This window comes from Parendozoicomonas haliclonae (assembly GCF_900174585.1).
Classification (GTDB): domain Bacteria; phylum Pseudomonadota; class Gammaproteobacteria; order Pseudomonadales; family Endozoicomonadaceae; genus Sansalvadorimonas; species Sansalvadorimonas haliclonae.
In genome coordinates, this window is record NZ_FWPT01000011.1 from 68,142 (window position 1) to 89,484 (window position 21,343).

At 48.8% G+C, this 21,343-nt stretch carries 20 protein-coding genes; 10 read left to right on the forward strand and 10 right to left on the reverse strand.

All coding sequences use genetic code 11. The annotated features are described in order from the left end of the window. Positions 1-198: 198 nt before the first annotated feature. The 6 genes from EHSB41UT_RS20005 to hcp form a co-directional block, all read right to left on the reverse strand. On the reverse strand, positions 199-981 hold the full coding sequence (locus EHSB41UT_RS20005; protein ID WP_087112644.1) for a 5'-methylthioadenosine/adenosylhomocysteine nucleosidase: 783 nt from the start codon (positions 979-981) through the stop codon (positions 199-201). Positions 982-1,127: 146 nt separating this feature from the next. After that, positions 1,128-2,195, reverse strand: a complete 1,068-nt coding sequence (locus EHSB41UT_RS20010) for a protein kinase family protein (RefSeq protein WP_087112645.1) — start codon at positions 2,193-2,195, stop codon at positions 1,128-1,130. 104 nt (positions 2,196-2,299) lie between these two features. Next, positions 2,300-3,628, reverse strand: coding sequence for a hypothetical protein (locus EHSB41UT_RS20015; protein ID WP_133060592.1), 1,329 nt, complete (start codon positions 3,626-3,628; stop codon positions 2,300-2,302). 97 nt (positions 3,629-3,725) lie between these two features. Next, the gene (locus tag EHSB41UT_RS20020; RefSeq protein WP_087112647.1) at positions 3,726-5,114 is read right to left on the reverse strand and encodes a hypothetical protein; all 1,389 of its coding nucleotides are present in this window, start codon (positions 5,112-5,114) and stop codon (positions 3,726-3,728) included. 285 nt (positions 5,115-5,399) lie between these two features. Continuing rightward, positions 5,400-6,500 (reverse strand): FAD-binding oxidoreductase, encoded by a 1,101-nt coding sequence (locus tag EHSB41UT_RS20025; protein WP_087112648.1) that lies wholly within the window; start codon positions 6,498-6,500, stop codon positions 5,400-5,402. Positions 6,501-6,576: 76 nt separating this feature from the next. Further along, entirely contained in the window at positions 6,577-8,226 is a 1,650-nt protein-coding gene (hcp, locus tag EHSB41UT_RS20030; RefSeq protein WP_087112649.1) for a hydroxylamine reductase, read from the reverse strand. 167 nt (positions 8,227-8,393) lie between these two features. Between hcp and EHSB41UT_RS20035 the strand changes: the two genes are divergently transcribed. Next, positions 8,394-8,831 carry an Rrf2 family transcriptional regulator gene (locus EHSB41UT_RS20035; RefSeq protein ID WP_087112650.1) on the forward strand — a complete coding sequence of 146 codons (438 nt, stop codon included), beginning with the start codon at positions 8,394-8,396 and terminating at the stop codon, positions 8,829-8,831. Positions 8,832-8,847: 16 nt separating this feature from the next. Here the strand turns inward: EHSB41UT_RS20035 and EHSB41UT_RS20040 are convergent, their stop codons facing one another. The 3 genes from EHSB41UT_RS20040 to EHSB41UT_RS20050 all read right to left on the reverse strand — a co-directional run bounded on the left by EHSB41UT_RS20040 (position 8,848) and on the right by EHSB41UT_RS20050 (position 11,082). Continuing rightward, the gene (locus EHSB41UT_RS20040) at positions 8,848-9,789 is read right to left on the reverse strand and encodes a hypothetical protein (protein WP_087112651.1); all 942 of its coding nucleotides are present in this window, start codon (positions 9,787-9,789) and stop codon (positions 8,848-8,850) included. A gap of 211 nt (positions 9,790-10,000) precedes the next feature. Then, complete coding sequence (locus tag EHSB41UT_RS20045; RefSeq protein ID WP_087112652.1) at positions 10,001-10,507, reverse strand: GNAT family N-acetyltransferase; 507 nt, start codon at positions 10,505-10,507, stop codon at positions 10,001-10,003. Positions 10,508-10,515: 8 nt separating this feature from the next. Further along, the gene (locus EHSB41UT_RS20050; RefSeq protein ID WP_087112653.1) at positions 10,516-11,082 is read right to left on the reverse strand and encodes a TetR/AcrR family transcriptional regulator; all 567 of its coding nucleotides are present in this window, start codon (positions 11,080-11,082) and stop codon (positions 10,516-10,518) included. Between the two features lie 354 nt (positions 11,083-11,436). On the opposite strand from EHSB41UT_RS20050, the gene EHSB41UT_RS20055 reads away from it, so the two are divergent. Next, a complete protein-coding gene (locus EHSB41UT_RS20055; RefSeq protein ID WP_087112654.1) occupies positions 11,437-11,694 on the forward strand; it encodes a YjhX family toxin in 258 nt (85 codons plus the stop codon). Positions 11,695-11,770: 76 nt separating this feature from the next. Here EHSB41UT_RS20055 and EHSB41UT_RS20060 read toward each other — a convergent pair whose 3' ends face one another. Continuing rightward, positions 11,771-13,063 carry a protein kinase domain-containing protein gene (locus tag EHSB41UT_RS20060; protein ID WP_087112655.1) on the reverse strand — a complete coding sequence of 431 codons (1,293 nt, stop codon included), beginning with the start codon at positions 13,061-13,063 and terminating at the stop codon, positions 11,771-11,773. Positions 13,064-13,210: 147 nt separating this feature from the next. On the opposite strand from EHSB41UT_RS20060, the gene EHSB41UT_RS20065 reads away from it, so the two are divergent. From EHSB41UT_RS20065 to EHSB41UT_RS20100, 8 genes are all read left to right on the forward strand, one after another. After that, positions 13,211-13,576, forward strand: coding sequence for a hypothetical protein (locus EHSB41UT_RS20065; RefSeq protein ID WP_087112656.1), 366 nt, complete (start codon positions 13,211-13,213; stop codon positions 13,574-13,576). A gap of 143 nt (positions 13,577-13,719) precedes the next feature. Next, positions 13,720-15,108: an efflux RND transporter periplasmic adaptor subunit gene (locus EHSB41UT_RS20070; RefSeq protein WP_087112657.1), complete on the forward strand. Its 1,389-nt coding sequence runs from the start codon at positions 13,720-13,722 to the stop codon at positions 15,106-15,108. After that, on the forward strand, positions 15,105-15,827 hold the full coding sequence (locus EHSB41UT_RS20075) for an ABC transporter ATP-binding protein (RefSeq protein WP_087112658.1): 723 nt from the start codon (positions 15,105-15,107) through the stop codon (positions 15,825-15,827). The genes EHSB41UT_RS20070 and EHSB41UT_RS20075 overlap by 4 nt, the downstream gene beginning before the upstream one ends. Next, positions 15,824-17,050 carry an ABC transporter permease gene (locus EHSB41UT_RS20080; protein ID WP_087112659.1) on the forward strand — a complete coding sequence of 409 codons (1,227 nt, stop codon included), beginning with the start codon at positions 15,824-15,826 and terminating at the stop codon, positions 17,048-17,050. The genes EHSB41UT_RS20075 and EHSB41UT_RS20080 overlap by 4 nt, the downstream gene beginning before the upstream one ends. A 107-nt stretch (positions 17,051-17,157) precedes the next feature. Then, positions 17,158-17,760 carry a pentapeptide repeat-containing protein gene (locus EHSB41UT_RS20085; protein WP_087112660.1) on the forward strand — a complete coding sequence of 201 codons (603 nt, stop codon included), beginning with the start codon at positions 17,158-17,160 and terminating at the stop codon, positions 17,758-17,760. Positions 17,761-17,897: 137 nt separating this feature from the next. Then, the gene (locus tag EHSB41UT_RS20090) at positions 17,898-19,319 is read left to right on the forward strand and encodes an F-box/WD repeat-containing protein (protein WP_133060593.1); all 1,422 of its coding nucleotides are present in this window, start codon (positions 17,898-17,900) and stop codon (positions 19,317-19,319) included. A 109-nt stretch (positions 19,320-19,428) separates the two neighbouring features. After that, positions 19,429-20,826: an F-box/WD repeat-containing protein gene (locus EHSB41UT_RS20095; RefSeq protein ID WP_087112662.1), complete on the forward strand. Its 1,398-nt coding sequence runs from the start codon at positions 19,429-19,431 to the stop codon at positions 20,824-20,826. Positions 20,827-20,857: 31 nt separating this feature from the next. Beyond that, entirely contained in the window at positions 20,858-21,340 is a 483-nt protein-coding gene (locus EHSB41UT_RS20100) for a GNAT family N-acetyltransferase (protein WP_087112663.1), read from the forward strand. Positions 21,341-21,343: the final 3 nt, after the last annotated feature.

The window sequence follows — 21,343 nt, forward strand, 5'->3', positions numbered from 1 at the left end:
CATACTAAACGACGAAAACAGGCTAATCAATGCCGGTTAAAATTGTGAGCTGTGTTCTTGTAAAGCTCTCTGGATTAAGGCATTACGCATCTACCGGAAGATCAGAATCAAATCTTGTCTTTTCTGCACAAAATCCGGGCAGACCTGATACAAAAGAGCCCATGTCATAAGACACGGGCTCTTTTTACAAAGTAAGGATTAATCCTTCATCATCGCCAGCATCTTCAAGGTGATGCCCGATGAGTTATGGGCCGTTGAGGCTTTCATCTGATGGTAATCAAGATGAGCCGTACCATCGGCTTTGTCTGAAATAGTGCGAATAACAACCAAAGGTTTGTTGTACAGGAACGCAACCTGAGCAACGGCCGCACCTTCCATCTCGACAGCCATGGCCTGATATTCTTCGTAGACGTTTCTTACGCCTTGCCTGTCCGCCATAAACTGATCACCGGTAGCAATAATGCCAAGGTGAACATTGTCCTCGCCAACAACCTCGTGAGCCGCAAGAACGGCAATATTAATCAGTCTTTGATCCGCATAAAAGTGGCGATCACTAAAGCCATTCAGCAGGCCCGGCTGCAGACCAAAGGTTGTTAAATCAACATCATGCTGAACCAGTGCGGTGGAAATAACCACATCGCTCGGGCTCACCTGAGGGCTTACTCCGCCGGCGATACCGGTGAAGATCAGACTATCCACATGAAACTCTTTAATAAGTTCTGTAGTGGTGACCGCAGCATTTACCTTGCCCACACCGGAACGGGTAACAACTACATTCTGACCGCACAATGTTCCTGTGTGATAGATATGACCACGCAAAGTGACTTCCTGCCGGTTCTGAATATCGGGCAGCAGCTTTTCGATTTCAACATCCATCGCCCCAATAATGGCAATGGTTTCCGGACGGGCCGCGTCAGATAGAGGAGGCGCATCTAATGACGCTGCAGGGCTCTGGTGGGATTCCTTTTCTTTGAGGAGCATCGTTTACGCCCTGACTTTTTAAAATAAGGACGCGATGTTAAGTGCCACCTTCAGACCCGACTATAAGGGTAAACAACCATGCGGAGCATTTGGGGCAGGCATAACTGCCAGAATGAACTGCTATTTCACTACTCTCCGGCCTACTTTTAGAGAATCATGCACCAGGTTTCAGTAGTCGCAACCCAAGGTTGTGGGGGAACGTATTCCATTGATGAACTGTCGGTGTGCTTTTCAACGGTGGGCTTCTGCTTTAGTGACTCAATATTCTTCACCCAGTCAGAAGGTTCTGGTCGGGTTCGTTTATAGAGCCCGGTGCAGGTTTTGGCGAACTCGAACCAGGGAATCAGACGACCAAGATCCGTCGCATGAGTTAACAACCGATTCTTTTTAGCTGCATCCTGAAACTCAAGGGAGCGAGCCAGATCGATATAAATATTATCTTCAAGCTTCCAGGTGGGAAGTTTGGTGGAACCGCAGATTGTACACAACATAACCCGGCCTAAAGCGAAGGTCTCACTCGCGCACGTCATTCCATCCTGACCACTGATCAGCTCGGGAGCAATTTTCCCAATAAGATTATTATTCGACTTGATGTATTTGGGGGGAGCATCAACGGCCGTCACCATACCAAAATCAGCGATCACAGCTTTGAGGTTTCTATCCAGTAAGACATTGCCCGAGTGCAGATCGCCATGCATAAGACCCTGATCGCAAATCAGGTATTGCATACCGTTCACGATATCCTGCATCACCGAGACTAACACCTGCCCAGTATTGCCATCACCGGAAATCACCTGCCCTTCGATCAAAAACGACAGCGTGTGGGGATAAAACGGCATAGCCATAAATGTCCCTTCATTCCCATGATAAACACCCAAAACCTTAACGACATTGGGATGGCTCAGTTTGGCTAATGTACTGCCCTCTTTCAGGAGCTTACCTTCAGCGTTTTTTGCTTTTTGAATATCGATGCCTTCGTAACTCTGCTTAAGAGCAACATAACGATCTTCTACAAGTTTGGGCGTTGGGTAAGGTTGATAACGAGAAGTATGTTTGTGTTCTAAGCGTTCAAGATGAAGGGTATCGACCTTGTAAACCTTCCCCCAGAGTCCAGCCACAACTGTACGACACAGCTTGCGGCGTTCGATAAGAGCACACATTGTCTGCAGGCTGAACTGCCCGGAATATGTTGTTGAACTGCGATGTCCCTGCATTTCATCCCTGTCATAGAGCGTTTGTTATTTATATTCGACTCGTGGGAAGAAAGGATGTTTCTTAGAGGGCTAACACCCCTGTCAGTCTGTCTGCTGTGGCATTATCAGGGAGCTCGTCGTAAGAAAGGTTCGATCTGATTGAGCAGGTAACAACTGCCCACAATATGCTGACCGGTCAGCCCTTTCGGAATATCATCAAAGTAATGTAGACGCTGGGTAAACCATGCTGCGACATCGGCATAATCATCATGCGGATCCACCAGCTCTCTTCGCCTCATCAACCTCTCTCCGTTAACTGCCTTGTAACCTGTAAGAAGCTCATGCACATGGGCAAAGCACAGCTTTCCGCAAGTGTCGTGGATCAGAGGATTGGTTGTGATTTTTTCCAGCAGATGTCTGCGGGTCGCATATATGGACTGACACTTGCGATGATTAATCTTACGTCTCTTAGCAAGCTCACCGTCATGAACACGATCATGTCTGGTAAAGTACCAGCGGCCCATCAACTCACCATCATGAAAGCCCATATGGCTGAGCAAAAGCCCCATAGGTGAAATGTTATAACGAGCTATCCCCTCAAAACCCTGCGCTGTTAACGGCTCAAAACTTGGCCAGATTATTCGGTTTCTTAAGGTGCCCTTATCGAGCCCTAATATCGGCAGACTGGCCTTGATAAAAATCCCTTCATGATAAAGCTCATCAGGCGTCATACCATCAATCCAGCTACCCAGCTTAATAGCACCGATAAATGCAATCGCCTTCCGGCGTTCATCTTGTGCCCCCTTATACAAACCAGATTCATATTCGTCCATAAGCGCAATAAATTGTGTGCACAATCCATGAACAGAGAAGTATGACGGACTGGGGTTTTGATCAAGAAACAGTTGAAGGTAATCGAGGTAGGTTTTGATTTCCTGTGCGGCATAACAGTCTTGCTGTTGCACCTCATAAGCCAGAATGCGCTGCATATTTTCCACAACTGTGCGCAGTTCAGGGCATGAGAAACCCTCAGCTCCTCGCAAAGCAAAGTCTTGCTCCAGTGCAATAGCACGAGGATTCAGTTCCGAATGGGTTAACGACAGTAAAAGATCATCGGTTTTCAGCGACAACGTCTGGTAACGCGTCTGCCACTGGTCATAGTCATTCTTTTCAATACCTTGCCATCTCAGATGACGATCCAGATCCTGTTGGTAACATGTTGAGAGGTTGGTTTCTGGCAGCTCAATGCGCGTTATCTGCTCCGACAGAGCCCCTCCCGGATAACCAGATAAATCATTATCCCCCTGGAGTATTCGTGTGACCTCTCTGCTGATTACGCGCAGATGCCTTCCCGAAACCGTGCTGCACCGACACCCCTGAGGGCAATCGGAGGGCGGCTTATTCACAATATTGTAAGGGGCTGCACGCTTTCGTGGACTATGGACCTTTGGCACTGCGTTTCCTCCGTGATCAGGCGTGCGAGTCGGAGGATAACCGTACACTTTCAAGGTATTTGTGCTGAATAACAAAACTGTCCGTCATTCTGACTTTTCAAGCGGATTCCGTCTTTGGCAGCCAGGGCTCAATCTGATTCAAGACATAACAGCCTCCCTGAATATGCCGAGGCTTCAGGCCTGCAGGCAAATCATCAAAGTAATAAAGCCGCCTCGCGAACCAGTCCGTGACATCTTTGTAGTCATCCATTTTCTCAAGAAGCTCAAAGCGAATCCCTCTGTCATAACCATCAACATCCACCTTATTGCTCAGAAGCTCATGCACCTGGACAAAGCCCAGTTTGCCGCAAATATCCTTTACCACCGGATCGTCAGTTATTTGCTCAATCAGATGCTGGCGTGTTTTCAGAACGGACTGGCAGCGTTGGGAGTCCAGGTTACGGCGTACAGGCAGGCGATTATCGTGCAGACAATCATGGTCGTAGAATTCCCTGCGATTAAACAGGACACCGTCGTGAAAGGCTTTATGGGATACCAGCAGACCCAAAGGCGAAATATCGTAACGGGCTATTTTTTCAAAATCACTGGCCACCATGGGCGCAAATGTTGGCCACAACATTCGTTTCTTGGATAAACCGGTCAGCGGCATTGTTATCGGGATTAAGGCTTTGATCTGCCCGCCCTGGCAAAAACAGTCACAGAACATCGTTCCTGTCAGCCAATCGTCCCGGCTTATGTTATTCAGCAACTCCATCCCTTTTTTTCGTTCATCCTGCTCACCCTCATACAGACCACGCTCATACTCCTCCATCAAGGTGATGAAATGACAGCAAAACCTGTGCACATCCTGATAGGGCAAGCTGTGACTGCTATTGAGAAACTTCTGCAACTGATCATGAAAGGCTTTGAACTCCTCAACGGCATAACAATCCTTCTGCTGCATTTCAAAAGAGACTAAACGCTGTATATTTTCTATCACTGTACGGAATTCAGGACAGGCAAACTGCTCCACGCCAACACGGGCAAACTCCTGTTGCAGTTCACGAATGCGAGGGGAAAGTTCAGGAGAGCACATGGCCTCCATAAAGGCATCCGGCTTGAGTTCTAATGCCTCGTATCGCTTCTGCCACTGTGGATAATCCTGCGCCACATTTTGTTTCTCAAGCTCGTGAGCCAAGGCTGACTTATGAAGCCGTGAAAGGTCCCGACTACGCATCACCCAGGTCTGCAACTTATCAAGATCGCCAAAACGAGCCGGTTTTCGGTTCCATACTCTGGGTTGAAGGCTCTCTTCAAGATACTGTGGTGTTTTCTCTTGCCCTTTGAGTATGCTGGCCAGCTCGCCCTTAGCTTTTTTTAGGGTACTTCCGGGAAACAGACTGCAACGGCACTCTTTATCAGTGCACTTGTTGGCTTCTTTCGGATCAACTTTTTTTGAGCTGAGGTAAGGTCTGGATCGATGTTTCTCACTGCAAGCTTTTGGCATTTTCGCATCCTGCTGGGCTGTTATTCCAAATTAAGGAACACCCTAAACCAGCAGACAGGACGAAAATCATGACAACGCTGTCAGTCATCACAACCATTCATTTAAAGGTCTATTGTCGTTAACTACAGGTAGGCATTGTGTATCCCAAACTATCCCTTCATCCGTCTTAAGAGAAACGCTCTGTAGCTGAAGTCTATTAATGTTGATTCAGTTTTGAATCAGACAACCAGAACCTTAAACCGCTGATTCTGGCCGCCCGTCAACACTCAATGGTGAACGTTCTCCTTAGATATTCACCGTTACATCACCGGTCACGCGGGAACAGCAGGAGAGAACATAACCTTGCTCAATCTCCGCAGGGGTCAGGGTCATCTGGCTGGAGCTCTCTACTTCCCCATCCAGAACCTGAACCTTGCAGGCACCACAGACACCCGCACGACAGGCGGCAATCACCGGAGCTTTATTTGCCAGCAGCTTATCGACCAGCAGATCACCTGGGTTCACCTCAACGGCCACACCGGATTTTTCCAGAGTCATCATTGCACCCGCACCGGCTTCTACCGGGTTACGGCTGGCGATCTCTTCGATCATGGCATCGTTAAAGACTTCATGATGAAACTTGCTCATATCAAAACCAGCCGCTTCCACCATCTGGCGTACTGCCTCGATATAAGCTGGAGAACCACAGATATAGAGAGTGCGGCTGTGTAGATCCGGCGCCAACTGCTGGAGCATTTCCTGATTCAGCAGGCCATCACGATCATCCAGCACCACACTGTGGTTAAAGTGTGCGTGCTGCTCATCCAGCATTTCCAGCTCACGGCGGTAAACAATATCGGCTTCGGAAGCGGCGCAGTGGATAAAGCGGATATCCGACTCCATACAGGTATCCAGCATCCAGCGAGTCATAGACATCACCGGAGTAATACCACAGCTGGCTGACAGAAACAGAACCTTGCTGGCCGGTTTGTCGATCAGATTGAACACACCATCCGGGCCGGTAGCCTTAATCACAGTGCCGGGCTTCAGGTTATCGAACAGCCAGCCGCTTAGACGACCACCTTCAACCTTCTGAATAGTCAGGCTCAGGTTATAAGGCCGGGAAGGTGATGAACTGATGGTGTAGGAACGGTAAACCATCTCGCCATCCAACTCCTGCATCAGGGTCATAAACTGACCGGGCTTGAAGGTGAAGTGCATCTTCTCCTTCATCTGGAAAACAAAGGTTTTGATATCAGAGGTTTCATCAATCACCTGCTGACAGATCACTTCAAAAGTACCGTTTTCCCGCCCGCTCTCTCCCCAGAGAGGAGCCTGCGCCCAGTCCAGAGCTTTCCTGTTTTCACTAAGAGAGTTGTCAGCAAGAGCGTTTGAAAAGAGAGTCATAACTATTCCTACAAAAGAGCCCGGCTATTCATGGGATGAAAACAGCCAGGCTCTTGAAAGTTCATCAATCAGGCTTTTACTTGGACAGAATTGCGCCCATGTCCTGCTCAACAGTGGTGGTCAGCTTGAGATCAAATTTCTCAACCAGAACGTTCAGCAGGTTGTCAGTCAGGAAGGCCGGAGTAGTTGGGCCTACATGGATATTCTTGATACCCAGAGACAGCAGCGTCAGCAGAATGACAATCGCCTTCTGTTCAAACCAGGACAGAATCAACGACAGCGGCAGATCATTCACACCACATTCAAAGGCTTCGGCCAGAGCCAGCGCCAATTGGATAGCTGAGTAAGCATCGTTGCACTGACCAACATCAAGCAGACGCGGGATGCCATTGATATCACCGTATTCCAGCTTGTTAAATTTGAACTTGCCGCAAGCCAGCGTCAGGATCACGCAATCTTCAGGGACAGACTGGGCGAACTCCTTGTAGTAAGAACGCTCGGCTTTATCACCATCACAACCGCCAATCAGGAAGAAATGTTTGATGTCACCCGCCTTCACTGCATCAATCACCGCAGGCGCAGCACTCATCAGAGCATTGCGGGCAAAACCGGTCAGAATGTTGTGTGGCAGCTCGTCATATTCAAAGCCCGGCATTTCCAGAGCTTTCTCGATGATCGCACTGAAGTCATCGCCTTCAATGTGCTGAACGCCCGGCCAGCCCACAATATTGCGGGTGTAGATACGGTCGGCATAGTCACCCACATTCGGGTCGATGATGCAGTTGGAGGTCATCAGAATCGGGCCAGGGAACGCAGCAAATTCGTGTTGCTGGTTCTGCCATGCGCTACCGTAGTTGCCCACCAGATGTTTGTACTTCTTCAGCTCCGGGTAACCGTGTGCAGGCAGCATCTCACCATTGGTGTAGATGTTGATGCCCTTGCCTTCGGTCTGCTTGAGCAGCTCTTCCAGATCAATCAGATCGTGGCCGGAAACAACAATGCACTTGCCCTTCACCGGCTTCACGTTCACCTGAGTTGGAACCGGGTGACCGAACGCATCGGTTTCACCTTTATCCAACATGCCCATTACGGTGAAGTTCATCTGACCGATGGCCATCGCGCAATCGAACAGAGACATCAGATCAGCAGGATCAGTACCAAGCCATGCCATATGCTTGTGGAATTCGGCATATACGTCGTCGTTCTGCTGGTGCAGAATGCGTGCGTGCTCCATATAGGCTGCAGCGCCTTTCAGGCCGTAGAGGCACAGCAGACGCAGACCGATAATGTCTTCGCCAACCTCTTCTTTGCCACGGTTTGGCAGGGTTTCCGGCGCCTGCAGCAACATACCGGCCATATCTTCAGCCAGAACAAATTGTGCTGCTGGAGATGCATCCAACAGGTTTACACCTTTGGCTTCGCAGGCACTCTTCAAAAGATCACGGGCAGCATTGGCTTCTCGGATCAGGGCGATAATACGGTCGTTATCGAAGTTAACGTTGGTCAGGGTGGCAAAGAAGGCACGCGGAACAAAAGCATCGATCTCGCGGTTGGCAATGCCAAACTCGCGGGCACGCTCGGCATACCAGGAAATGCCCTGCAGCATATAGATCAGTACATCCTGCAGATCAGAGGTGTCAGAGGTTTTGCCACACATCCCCTGAGAATAAGCACAGCCGTTACCAGCCGGAGTACGGATCGTTTGTTCACACTGCACACAGAACATTGGTGACTTCTCCCAACCTAAAGATACATATTTTTTGAATCTTTATGTTTGCACCAAATGTCGTTTATCCGAATACGTAGATGCACGTTCTGGTTGTATAATGGGGATGGATTTAATATTCATTTGATTTGCATCAATAATTATTAGCCGAGTTTTACCACCAAACTATGCGACTGACCCGATATACCGACTACGCCCTGCGTACTCTTATCCAGGCAGCGCTGATGCCTCAGGGTCAGCGTCTATCTGTTGCTGAAATCACCGAAACCTACGATATATCCCGCAGCCATGTGATGAAGATCGTCCAGCGCCTGGGGCAGCTTGGCTATCTGAAGAACGTACGTGGCAAAGGTGGCGGTATCGAACTGGGCATGCCCACCAACCAGATCAATATCGGTCAGGTGGTGCGGGATATGGAAGCCAATCTACAGGTGATTGACTGCAGCACCCCGGCCTGCAAACTCAGCCCGGGTTGCACATTGAAAGGGGTGTTGGCCGAAGCAATGTCGGCCTTTATTGGCGTTCTAGACAGATACACTCTGGAAGACTTACTGACCAACAAGCAGGAGCTGATTCAGCTGTTGGAAATTGAGGAAACCGCCTAAAGCGGTTTCCGATCCATCACAACTCAGAGTCTTCCTCTGTGACAACAGATTCTTTTGTTGTATTTGGAGATTGTGAGCTAGCCGCCACATCCTCTGAGTGATAAGCAATCTGCACAGTCGGAAGCTGTGTCATTTTCCCCCCAACAATGGTCGATTCACAGACCACATTGACAGCGCTGTCTTGAAATACCGGATAACGCGTTTTATTGAAAACTGCACCGTGACCTAAAGAGAACCTGTGGGTCACAGTGACACCATCAACGCTTCTGTTCCGATCAATTTCAATACCATTCAGCGTGAAGCCTCCCAGACACTTGCCACTTACAGACTTGGGTGACTCTCCGATAACACCAGCAATATAAGGTGAGAGCTGATTGACTGCTGCCAGGATGTAAGTATGGGTACAAAGGATATAAACAAGGGGTCTGGTTCCATCATCTTTGATCCAGCGATGCTTGTTTAAGTTGAACATCAGAGGGTTGATGTCTCCTTTAGATGGTTTCCGCAGCGCCTTGTTATCGATCATGATCCAGGGCATAAACTGTTTAGTTGTTGCAGAAATACGACCCAGATCCAGATTCGGATTGAAGCGGCTAGACATCTCATAAAAGGCATTAGCCAACGACGGCTGAACAAACGTCAGCATTTCGCCATAAATGGTTTTGCGCGCTACACCCAAAACCTCCTCAACATCCGCTTCACTCACTGGACTTGTGATTTCAGGAGCTGTTGTATCGGAGTCTTTTGTATCGAGAGTCGCTGGAGAAGAAACGGCATCACATTGGCGATCCGTCACAGGGGTTGAATCAGTTTCAGGGCCTGTACTGACTTGAGGGATGATCACCGTTTCTGCCAACACAGAATGGCCTTCCCAGTTTGAGCCTGAGCTTTTTAGATCCTTGAGTTCAACCAGCTCTGACTGCTGCTTTGACTGTTTCATTGCGATGCGGGATGCCATCGTGTTTCTCCTGCCTGATAATCATGATCACTAGACAGGTTTAGATAGCTGTGAAGAGTGGTGTTCCTGAACAGCGGGAACATAGTCAGGCACAGTTGCCATATTGTTAAAATAGCAAAAACAGCTTCGCCACATACCCATGGAAGACCATGGGTATGCTCGTTCTCTGGACGTGAGATGGGTTACCACGCAGAGCGTGGGAACCAGATTGCTACACCTGCTCGCTTGGGTGGCCCCACATCAGCGGATCGGCATAAGGGCCAGTAATACTGGATGTAGATTCACCCACACCATGCAGAGCCCCCGGAGTCAGTTCACGGGCAAACCAGCATTCCAAAGGTGCCTGGGTTCTAACCGGCGGCAGAACCTGATGCGGGGTGTTATAGCGGTTGCCGTAGTGGAACGGTTCGCCCATTACAAAGATCACATCCGCATCCAGCTGCTTCTCAGCTTCTTCCATCAAACGCGTTGCATATCGCTTGCCCCAGTACTCGGGCAGCACAGCCATCGGTGCCAGCACGTAACACTTAAGGTGGGGAGCTGCATCGATGGTAATAGGGGTATAACAGGCGTGTGCCACACCTTCGTAGACGATGGAGAAGCTGCCATCGGCAATCAGGTTATCAGCAAACTCTGCGTACAGCTTAGCGTGGCGCTCATCATAGAGGCCACCGGCTGCAGCAAAGGCTTCGTATTGAATTTCGTAGGGAGTTTTCATGGCAGTTCTTACAAGCCTAACAACAACAGATATTTCTTAATAAAACGGTCTTTGATGGCTTCCAATGGGTAGTCATCTTTAGCAAACAGGTAATAGAGCGCGATACCGGATATCTCGGCAATCAGCATCTGGCTATCTACCTTGCTGTCAGCGGCTGGGATATCACACAGGATAGACTCAAAAGACGACATCATTAGCTGATATCTCTCATCGATTAAGTCCTGCAGGATCACCCGCATAGAGGGCTGAGTAAGAACCTGATAATCAAACAGGTAATACAGTTTCTCTTCCACATCCGCCATAGACAGGAAGATATGCTCCAACAGGTTTACCAGCCTTTCTTTCGCAGGCAGCCCTTCATTGATTGGGCTAACAATGTCGCCTACATCATCAATGTTCTGAGCAATACGGATGAACACGGCACGCAGCAGTTCATCCTTATTTTTAAAGTGATGGAAGACGGCACCTTTGGAGGCTTTGGCGTGCTCACAAATAGCGGCAACGGACGTCTTCTCATAACCTTGAGTCGCGAACAGCTCAGTCGCTGCCCGGATAATTTGCTGCTTCTTGTCCATACAACTTTACCTGAACGACTTGAACCAGATGGCAGACCGAATGGTCGGTTTGTGGCGCGCAAGATATACACAACACACGTTGCTTACAAGATAATTTTTTTCTTGCGATAAGAACGCCAAAAGCTATAGACTCGCCAAAACAAACCGAACGGTCGGTTTGCACATCATTAACACCCGAATAACCATCGCCGGTTATTAACGTCATCTTTATCAATGGTGAGTTTTTGCTAGAGCATCAGTAAATCCCCAGTTCATAGCCCGGAAGGGCTGAAGAACACTAAAACCAGAATAGTTCTCGTAGCTCAATTGCTGCGAGGGAACTCCTGTATGGGTTTTTAGCTCAGAGTTACACCATTGAATATTTCCAAGCACGACCAGCGCGTACTGCATGTTCTCGCCCTGGGTGGCGAGATCCGTTACTTCCGTCCTGACAGTGGCAAAGTCACTGAAATTATCTGCTACACCCGTGACGGCCACGTCCTGTCGAACTGTACGCTGGATATTTTTAAACGCCTTAAAAGTAAAAAACTGATCAGCTCCAAAAAAGGCCAGCCTTACCGCATTACACAATTAGGAGCCAGCTCTGTGCGCTCTCAGATGGTGCAGCGCTAGCCTCTCAAGCGATCACTCATCATGATGTCTGGAAAATTTCAGGCATCATGATGGCAATCATTGGTCGTTGCATCGGTTACACGTATTGCAAGTCCTCCATCCAACTCTTTTTTTGTTTTTCAGATCCTGCGGGCTCCGGTGTATCAGGCACAAGTGGCCTTGTCGGCTTATCTACAGGAGGTTCTTTTTCGGTATAAGCCAGATTTGGGAAAGGAGGCTGCTTCAAGGAAAAGTTCAACTTTGTGGCTGACGCCCCATGAGAAAAACCATACTCTTCCGGAGCGTTAATTAACCATTTTTTAAGGAAAACGGTCGGCATCTCAAAATATTTCAGATCAGATTCCATCGCCTTTGCCAGACCTTTGTTGTAGGACACAACAACGTCTTTCCCATTGGTAGACTCACGCTCTTTCTGTACTCGTAATGTGATAGTTTGATGCTTTTCATCCAGCTCGGCTTTGATCTTTGCAAGACTCTGCTCAACCACCTCAGTGATGGTCGCCCGTGAGGTAGAACACAGGAAAGTCTCCGCAGTCACATCACTCACTGTGGCTGCCAGTACATGACTCTTTCGTTTATAAATCTGAAGTCCAACAATGCCAGCTGCCCACCAATCATGAATCTCAGCGGCATGCACGGTACGATGCGTGGCTAAGGAAGCCCCTCGGTCGGGGCTTAGATAAGCCAGTTCAACACTTTCATTATCATGCTTACTGAACTCTTCCCCGGTCGTAGCGGCATCACTTAAATCAGTGATTTTTATCACACCTCTGTCTGTTATCAGGATATTGGCCGGACAGACAGCACCATGAATAATGTTATAGCCGTGTAAATACCGCAATCCAATGCAAAGCTGATTTAATATTTTGTAGTCAATATCCACAGGGCCGATTTCACCACTTACTTCCTTATTTCCCAAAGACGCTGGAGAAACTCGGGTACCTGTCTCATCAAAATCATCAAGCAGATTCTGTAACACGTAAGGATGGTAGAGATGACAGATGGCTGCCGCATCAACAATCGGTCCTTCAGCGAGTATGCAGATATTTTCATGACGCAGACGCTTCAGAAAACTCAGTTCTTTTTCGTGTTGCTTTACATTGCGGGTGTCTTCGGTACGTGCTGACACAGCTTTTAGGATTTTTTGGTCTGTCGTGTTGGTATCGTAGCTGGGTGGCACCCAATTCAGCGGCACTTTGTATATAAACTGATTGTCTGAAGACGAAGGGATTTTCCGATCCGTCACCAACACAAGACGACTGAATCGCCCTTTATAAAAAACGCTTTGCTCTGTTGAACCTGCAGGCACCTGCCCAGCAGATCTCGTTGGGCTCGTTGCTGCTCCCGCTCCAGTTAAAGCAGAATTCATAATCCCCTCCGACCAACTGATTAAACTGTGAAACTATTTGTTCTTGGACAGGTCAAAGTTCGTTTGATTCCAGCAGAAATAACCGTGTTGTCAGGGGCTCGTCTAAACTGTGTGCTTCCTTAAGTCTTGCAAAGAAATAGTTGTGCTATGAAGACTCGTGTCTGGTTGTCTGCTGTCGCTATTCTTGCCTCTGTAGGTAATCCTGCCTTTTCAGAAACGATCGATCTGACGCCGGATGCACTCAGTTCCGGACAAAACGTCATCCTATCCGGAACGATCAAAGACATTGATGCATTCGCTGTTTATCCAATAGAACACTTCTTCAACGACGGGCAGTTTGGTGAGTATTACACCTATAAGCTCCAAACCGGCGTACTGACTGATGGGCTCCTTTTTTATTCCAAGACGGAAAGGGATACAGGCGATGAGGTAAACATTAACGGTCGTCTGGTTAGATACGCTCCGGGGAAAGGCACCAAGGGGCACGGCATGTTAAAACTTTACGAAGACTAGGGCCTATCAATCGACAGAGAGACAAACTTCCAGAGAAGTTCAGTACTAAACACCGACACTTTGATACAGCCTGCCAATGCCTTAGCTCTATACAATATACCCTGCAGTAAAACGGCATATTTTTAGGGACGGTGGTTGGTGTTATGAAAAAGGTCATAGGTATAGCTCTGGTTTTGGCAGCAACTGCCACCATTGCCTGGTTTACCCAGCCGCCTTCTAAAAACAATGCTGAATCCAGCGGGAAAGAGTACCGTACCGAACAGGTTTCCACTGGCAATATCAGCAACACCGTCAGTGCGACAGGAACCTTGTCTGCAGTTGATGATGTGATTGTTGGTGCCCAGTTATCCGGACAAATTGCCAATGTCTTTGTGGACTTCAATGATTCCGTTAAGGCTGGTCAGCTTTTAGCTCAGATAGACCCGGGCAGCTTTCAATCGAAAGTTGATCAGGCCAGTGCACAACTCAAACGTACCCAGGCCGATATTGCCCTCCAGAATATTGCGATCGAACGCGCCAAGGTTGCTTATGGTCAGACAGAACGAGACCTGACGCGTGCAGAGGCTTTGTTCTCCCAAAAAGTCATTTCTCAAGATCAGGTGGAAGATACTCGAACCGCAGCCAGACTGGCCGGAATTGATTACCAACAAAGTCAGGCGCAACTTGGCGCCTTACAAGCCAACCTCGCTGCCAATCAGGCGACTCTGGATCAAGCAATGATTGATCTTGGTCGTACAGAGATACGCTCCCCCATTGATGGCTTTGTGATTTCACGCACGATAGAAACGGGCCAAACTGTGGCATCCAGCCTAAATACGCCTGAACTGTTTAAGCTGGCAAAAGATCTCTCAGAAATGGATGTGGAGGCCTATATTGATGAATCAGATATTGGCCAGATTCAACTGGATCAGCAGGTCGAATTTTCCGTTGATGCCTTTCCCGATAGAACCTTCCGAGGCAGCGTCAAACAGATACGCCGTGCACCTCAGATCACATCTGGCGTTGTGAGTTACACGGTTATTATCAGCGCCAATAACCGAACAAATCAGCTACTCCCCGGCATGACGGCCAACCTTGAAATCAAGATTGATGATGCCAAAAACGTTATGCGTATTAACAATGCCGCACTGCGTGTTGTTAGTCGTCTAGAGACTGAGACTGACTCTTCCGGTGATAAAAAAACACCTCTGGAACGTTTTGAAGCACTGGGTCTGACCGATGAGCAAAAAGCCGCTTTACGCGAACAGCTCCCAAAAAAGTCAGGTCTTATGGTTGGGCGCGATGCAGATAAGCAGCAACGTCAGAAAATCGCTCGGGTTGTGGAAAGTATCCTGACTCCGGAACAGATCAAACTCCGGGATGAGCTGCAAAGTGGCAAGGTCTCTGCTGGTAAAGTGATGATCCTGAAAAATGGACAGCCTAAACCAGTCAGCGTTCTTCTGGGGATTTCTGATGGTCAGTTTACCCAACTGTTAAAGCCTGATTTGAGTGGCGAACAGATCATCACTCAGGTGAAGGATGTGACGCCATGAGCCACACGGAAATACCGGCGATATCCTGCAAACAGTTGAGTCATAGCTTCCCAATGGGGGAAGAGCCCTTTCAGGTTTTAAAAGACATAGACCTTACAATTCGTACCGGTGAGATGGTCGCGATAATGGGGCCTTCCGGTTCTGGTAAATCGACCTTGATGAACTTGATAGGCTGCTTAATGACACCTGAGCAGGGAGAAGTCTGCTTACTGGAGAACTCAACAAGAGGAATGGACCGCGCACAACTGGCGTGCCTGCGCCGGGATCATATTGGCTTTGTCTTCCAGCAATTCAATCTTCTTGCCCGCACCTCGGCTCTCGATAACGTAAAAATGCCGCTTATGTATGCGGATAACGTCGTCAAGGATGGGGATGAAAGAGCACGCCGCTGTCTGGAATCTGTCAATCTGGCAGACCGCCAAAACCATACCCCAAGCCAGCTGTCCGGCGGACAGCAGCAACGTGTTGCTATTGCCCGCGCCCTGATCAATGAACCCAGCATTCTTCTGGCTGATGAACCAACGGGTGCGCTTGATAGTAAAACCAGTGAAGACATTATGGCGCTGTTCCGCGATCTGAATCGTCAGGGAAAAACCGTGGTTCTGGTCACCCATGAGCTGGACGTCGCCCAACAGTGTGATCGCATTATTTTTGTACGAGACGGTGTTATTCAGAGTGATAAGAGCGTTATCTCTCATCGGGAGGAAGTAACGCCATGACTCTGCTGAATACGGCTCTGCTTTCTCTGCGGCGCAATACCATGCGTTCCATTCTCACGACACTGGGCATCATTATTGGTATCAGTGCCGTGATCATTATGTTTGCCCTCGGCGAAGGTGCCCAAAGGCAGGTTGAAGAGCAGATCGAAAGCCTGGGCACCAATGTGCTTATGGTTCGTGCTGCCGCACTGAATACCGGAGGTGCCAGACAAGCCGCAGGCACCGTCAGCAGGCTCACTCTGGATGATGCTCAGGCCATCAAGGATGATATTCCAGAGGCTCGCTATGTGGGCGCGTCTATTAATGGGCAGGCTCAAGTTGTTGCCAGTAATAAAAACTGGAGCACGACTCTGACCGGAGCCAATATTGATTACCTCCATGCCAGCAATTGGGAAATTGGTCAGGGGCGTATCTTTACGAACAATGAATTCAATCGGGCCAGCAAGGTTGCGCTGATAGGTGAAACTCTGGCTAAAGAGTTGTTTGACGATCCCGGCTTCGCCGTCGGTGAAGAGATTCGAGTGAATAAAGTCCCACTCACGGTTATCGGTGTACTTGCCGGTAAAGGGCAGGATATGCGCGGGTTTGATCAGGACGACACGTTGATCACGCCACTTACAATCGCCCAACGTCGTTTGATTGGTAATAACAGCCAGAATGCCAAACGCGTGAGTCGCTTAACCGTTTCGGTCGATGAAGAGAAGAATATGGATTTCGTCACCGAGGAGATTGAGTTCTTACTCAATCAGCGGCACCGGGTTTCAGCGGGAGACGATTCGCCCTTCAGCGTGATGAACCTTTCGGCCATGCTCTCAACCCGGGCAGAAGCCAGCGCCATATTCTCATTGCTGTTGGCCTGCGTCGCGAGTGTCTCGCTGCTGGTCGGGGGTATCGGGGTGATGAATATTATGCTGGTCAGTGTGACCGAGCGTACCCGGGAAATTGGCCTGCGGATGGCCGTTGGCGCACAGCCTCGCCATATTCTGGTGCAGTTTCTTTTTGAGAGTGTGATTCTCTGTTTGATTGGAGCTGTGCTGGGCGTACTGCTTTCCCTGTTTGCGGTTATCGCCATTGCCAACTCTCTGGATTGGGATGTAGTGATCTCTCCACTAATCATATTAATTAGCGTGGTAGGTACGGCATTGATAGGTGTCGGCTTTGGATTTTATCCCGCATGGAAGGCTGCCAACCTCGATCCGATAGAAGCCTTGCGATATGAATAACTCTGTTGGGTGAGTTTCTTATTGATCATTTGCTCTTGGCTGCACCTATAACTGCCGTATGCTGTCTGATTAATATAATGACGGATAAAAGCAGCAGGTAAGCCGCCATGAGCAATACGATAGAGAACCACGAGGAATATTATTCCCTGAGTTTTGCTGATCTCGACCTAAGCCACCAGACTTTCTCAGGTATTGAGTTCGACTCCTGCACCTTTACCAACTGTGATTTCAGCGAAACCACCTTTGATCGCTGCAAGTTTATCGATTGTGGCTTTGAGAAGTGCAATCTCAGTCTGGCCAGGCTCGGCTACAGCCGCTTTGTGGATATCACCTTTACCAGCAGTAAGCTGGTTGGAGTGGACTGGACCAAAGCGCAGTGGCCCAACATCCTGCCAGACTCTCCGATCAGCTTTCACAGCTGTATTCTGAATGATTCTTCGTTTTTCGGCCTATCCCTGCCCGAGCTAAAACTCACAGAGTGCAAAGCCCACGATGTGGACTTCAGGGAGAGCAAGCTTAACGAGGCAACCTTTGACTATACCGACCTGACCAGCAGCCTGTTTAATAATACCGATCTGACCTCAGCCAGCTTTGTAGAAGCTTCAAATTACGATATTGATATTAATTTTAATCGTGTACAGAAGGCCCGGTTTACTCGTTATGAGGCAACTCGTCTTCTGGAGAGTTTGGGTATCGAGCTGGTCGACTAAGCCGTTGCCAGCGCCGCTAACCTGACCGTCAGCACAACGTCTCAGATCACGGAACGTTTCCCCCTAAAGCCTGCCCAATAGCCTCTGAGCAAAGTGATGCTTCATTGATAAGGGTGACGGGGGATGTTGTGGAGCGTGTGAAGTGCCATCAAGTTTCAAGATCGGAGCAGGATATTCAACACGGTATTGAATGCCGTCCGTTGCAGCCTGCCAGTCATCGCTTTCAGGGATTTCCAGTCGAGACACTTGATCGCATTGCCAGGTACCTTCCCTATCATGAGTTGCTGACTTTCTCACAAGTCAGCCGAACCTGTTACCAGATTGCGTCTTGCTACCTCGATTCAGGGGTGGCCTTTGCCCGTTCCGATATTGGTAACAGATTGCCCCTCTGTTACCAGCCGGAGTATTTCTCCTTTACCGTCAGCCCCTGGCTGCAGGCCGTCAATCCTGAGGAGGCTGACCGGCTGGAAAGCTGTAAAACGCTGCCTCACTTTTCGGAAGCTTTAAATCTGTCTGTTGCTAACACCATCGCTGGCTTTTCTGCTTTACAGCTCTACCTCATCGCCCAAAAACAACATATGAGTGCTCAGGAAAATCAATATCCATTGATGTCTCCAGACGGAGCGCATATCGCTCTGTGCAATGATATTGTTGCCCATAAAGAAGAGATACGAATGTATCACATAGGAGGCATTATGAAGCCTCGGCAGGAAGTAACACTCCCCCTCATACCCAGAATCAGTCGCCGTTATTTTTCAGAAAACAGTCACTCATTCACCGCAGAAACAATGAAGGACGGTATCTATATCAGCAAGCTGGATGAGGAAGGAAACTGGGGGCATTATCAACGACAGACACTCAATAAACAGGACGCTCCGGGGTGCACCCTCCACAATGACCCCGATGGTTGTCCGGACTGCGAGACGCAAATGCTTCGGGACAACTACGAAAGGGGCTTACCGATCATATCTGCGGCTGTCAGGCTGGCACTCAGCCCGAACAATCAGCATATGGTCGCTGAATATCCCTCGACCTTTAAACTTTTCTCTCGTCATCTATCAGGTCAATGGGTACAAAGCTTTGATGCCAGCTCCTTGAAGCGGAAGTTCCGGAGCGCAATGTGGGCTTTAGAAGAAATCTACAGCCCCGATGGGCGACATCTGGTGTTTCGCTTCCCCAATGATATGCAATCCTACTTCTCCCCGAAGCAAGCTCCGATACTCTCTTGGAATCAAAAAAAGATGGTCTGGGAATCCAGCGGCACTCTTCACTGTAACGGTTTCATCTCACATGTGAGTTTCAGCCCAAACTCAATTCTTCTGGGTGTCACTTCTGCAGATAAAAACCTGCAGATTTACGGTAGAGGCTCCGGAGGCATCTGGCAGAAAAAAGGGCAGTACCATTTTGCAGAGCGGGTATTACACGTGGCTTTCACCAAGGATAATTTCCACATTATCGTGACCGGCATGACCAGAATGCGCTATCTGACGATAGGCAGAAAAAGTACCCGAAGACACCATCCTTACGAAGGCAAACTGTCTTCTGAACAGCTTCGCTAACCTAACCGTCAGCAGAACGTTCTGGATAACGGAACGTTTCCCGCTAAAGCCTGCCCAATAGCCTCTGAACAAGGTGATGGGCCTTTGAGTAAGGCCAGCGGGGGATACTGTGGATTGTGCGAAGTACCATCAAATCTCAAGACCTGAGCAGAATATCCAACATGGTATTTGTGCTGAGTCGCGGCAGTTACAGCCTGCCAATCACCAGTTTCAGGGTTTCCCGGTCGAGGTTCTTGATCATATTGCCAGGTTCCTGCCATTCCATGAACTTCTGACATTCTCAAGAGTCAGCCGAACCTGTTACCAGATTGCTTCACACCTTATCAGCTCAGGGATCGCCTTTGTCCGTTCCGGTGCTGGTAGTAGATTGCCCCTTTGTTACCAGCCAGAGTATTTCTCTTTTACTGTCAGCCCCTGGCTACAGGCCGTCAATCCTGAAGAAGCAGAACGGCTGGAAAGCTGTAAACATCAGCCTAACTTCCCGGAAGCTTTAAATCTGTCGGTTGCCAACACCATCGCAGGATTTCCGGCTTTGCAGCTCTACCGTATCACCCATAAGAAACATATCAGTGTCCAGGAGGATGAATACCCATTGATGTCCCCCGACGGTATGCATGTCGCCCTCTGCAGCAGTTCTGCTAACTATGCAGAAGAGATGCGACTCTACCAAATAGGAGGAATTATGGAGCCTCTGAAGGCTATATCATTACCTGCTATTCCGAGAATAAGGCGGTGTTATTTTTCAGATGAAAGTCGCTCATTCATCGCTGAAACAATGAAGCACGGTTTATATATCAGCAAACAGGATGAAGAAGGAAACTGGGGACATTACCAACAGCAAGCATTCAACGATCAGAGAACGTCGTCATACCCCCACGACGAGAAGTCTGATAGTTACCCAGACTACGAGACGCTAATTCTTCAGGACAAGGGCTTACCGGCGATATCTGATGCTGTCAGATTCGCACTCAGTCCGAACAAGCAGCATATCGTCGCTAAATGCCCCTCGACCATTAAGATTTTTTCCCGACATAGCTCAGGTCAATGGGTACAAAGCTTTGACTCAAGATCCTTGCAGCTAAAATACAATAGTGAGCGGTTGTCATTAGAAGAAAACTACAGCCCTGATGGACGGCATCTGGTATTACGCTTCCCGAGGGATAATCAACCGTCTCTCTCTCTCAAACAGGCTCCGATATTAACCTGGAATCAACAAGATATGATCTGGGAGTCCCGTGGCACTGTTTATGGTAATCGTTTCATCTATCATGTGAGTTTCAGCCCAAACTCGATTCTTCTAGGTGCCGTTTCAGTAGACAATCACCTGCAGGTTTACAGCAGAACGCATGGTGGTATCTGGCAGAAGAAAGGGCAATTTCATTTCCGCGAACCAGTCCACCATGTGTCCTTCACAAAAGACAATTTCCACATTATCGTAAGCGGTGCCGACCGGATGCACTACCTGACAATCGGCAAAAAACGCCCTCAGAGATACCACCCCTACTAGAGCGTAATGAGGGCTGAACAAGGAGTTCCTCTTGCGCTTTCCTATCAAAGAAATCGAGCAGGCTGATGATTCAGCCATCTGCAAGATTATTAAAAATGTCGGTGCGGAATTTGGCGCGGTTGGTGATGGTTTTGGGCCATCCGATGCTGAAGTTCTGGCTATGAGCCAGCACTACCATAAAAGCTCCAGAAGCGTGTACCTGGTTGCAAAGCTAAAGGACAAGATTGTCGGCGGCTGTGGCATTGCTCCATTTGACGACACCGGGACCGTATGCGAACTAAAAAAGCTGTTTCTTCTGCCAGAGAGTCGTGGCCTTGGTATTGGCCGTGAACTGACACAACAATGTCTCGCCTTTGCTGCCGAGGCAGGCTTCAAAGAGTGTTATCTCGACACTCTCCAGAATATGACAGCCGCCATAGCTCTTTATAAAAAGCTGGGATTTACACAACTCGATCAGCCTCTTCCGGGAACAGAACATAATGGCTGTGATGTATGGATGCTCAAAAGGCTATAGAGC

What these genes read in the sequence shown, in the direction of transcription:
- EHSB41UT_RS20005 (WP_087112644.1), bottom strand. Translation starts at nt 981, where the DNA reads ATGCTCCTCAAAGAAAAGGAATCCCACCAGAGCCCTGCAGCGTCATTA.
- EHSB41UT_RS20010 (WP_087112645.1), bottom strand. Translation starts at nt 2,195, where the DNA reads ATGCAGGGACATCGCAGTTCAACAACATATTCCGGGCAGTTCAGCCTG.
- EHSB41UT_RS20020 (WP_087112647.1), bottom strand. Translation starts at nt 5,114, where the DNA reads ATGCCAAAAGCTTGCAGTGAGAAACATCGATCCAGACCTTACCTCAGC.
- EHSB41UT_RS20025 (WP_087112648.1), bottom strand. Translation starts at nt 6,500, where the DNA reads ATGACTCTCTTTTCAAACGCTCTTGCTGACAACTCTCTTAGTGAAAAC.
- hcp (WP_087112649.1), bottom strand. Translation starts at nt 8,226, where the DNA reads ATGTTCTGTGTGCAGTGTGAACAAACGATCCGTACTCCGGCTGGTAAC.
- EHSB41UT_RS20035 (WP_087112650.1), top strand. Translation starts at nt 8,394, where the DNA reads ATGCGACTGACCCGATATACCGACTACGCCCTGCGTACTCTTATCCAG.
- EHSB41UT_RS20040 (WP_087112651.1), bottom strand. Translation starts at nt 9,789, where the DNA reads ATGGCATCCCGCATCGCAATGAAACAGTCAAAGCAGCAGTCAGAGCTG.
- EHSB41UT_RS20045 (WP_087112652.1), bottom strand. Translation starts at nt 10,507, where the DNA reads ATGAAAACTCCCTACGAAATTCAATACGAAGCCTTTGCTGCAGCCGGT.
- EHSB41UT_RS20050 (WP_087112653.1), bottom strand. Translation starts at nt 11,082, where the DNA reads ATGGACAAGAAGCAGCAAATTATCCGGGCAGCGACTGAGCTGTTCGCG.
- EHSB41UT_RS20060 (WP_087112655.1), bottom strand. Translation starts at nt 13,063, where the DNA reads ATGAATTCTGCTTTAACTGGAGCGGGAGCAGCAACGAGCCCAACGAGA.
- EHSB41UT_RS20065 (WP_087112656.1), top strand. Translation starts at nt 13,211, where the DNA reads ATGAAGACTCGTGTCTGGTTGTCTGCTGTCGCTATTCTTGCCTCTGTA.
- EHSB41UT_RS20070 (WP_087112657.1), top strand. Translation starts at nt 13,720, where the DNA reads ATGAAAAAGGTCATAGGTATAGCTCTGGTTTTGGCAGCAACTGCCACC.
- EHSB41UT_RS20075 (WP_087112658.1), top strand. Translation starts at nt 15,105, where the DNA reads ATGAGCCACACGGAAATACCGGCGATATCCTGCAAACAGTTGAGTCAT.
- EHSB41UT_RS20080 (WP_087112659.1), top strand. Translation starts at nt 15,824, where the DNA reads ATGACTCTGCTGAATACGGCTCTGCTTTCTCTGCGGCGCAATACCATG.
- EHSB41UT_RS20085 (WP_087112660.1), top strand. Translation starts at nt 17,158, where the DNA reads ATGAGCAATACGATAGAGAACCACGAGGAATATTATTCCCTGAGTTTT.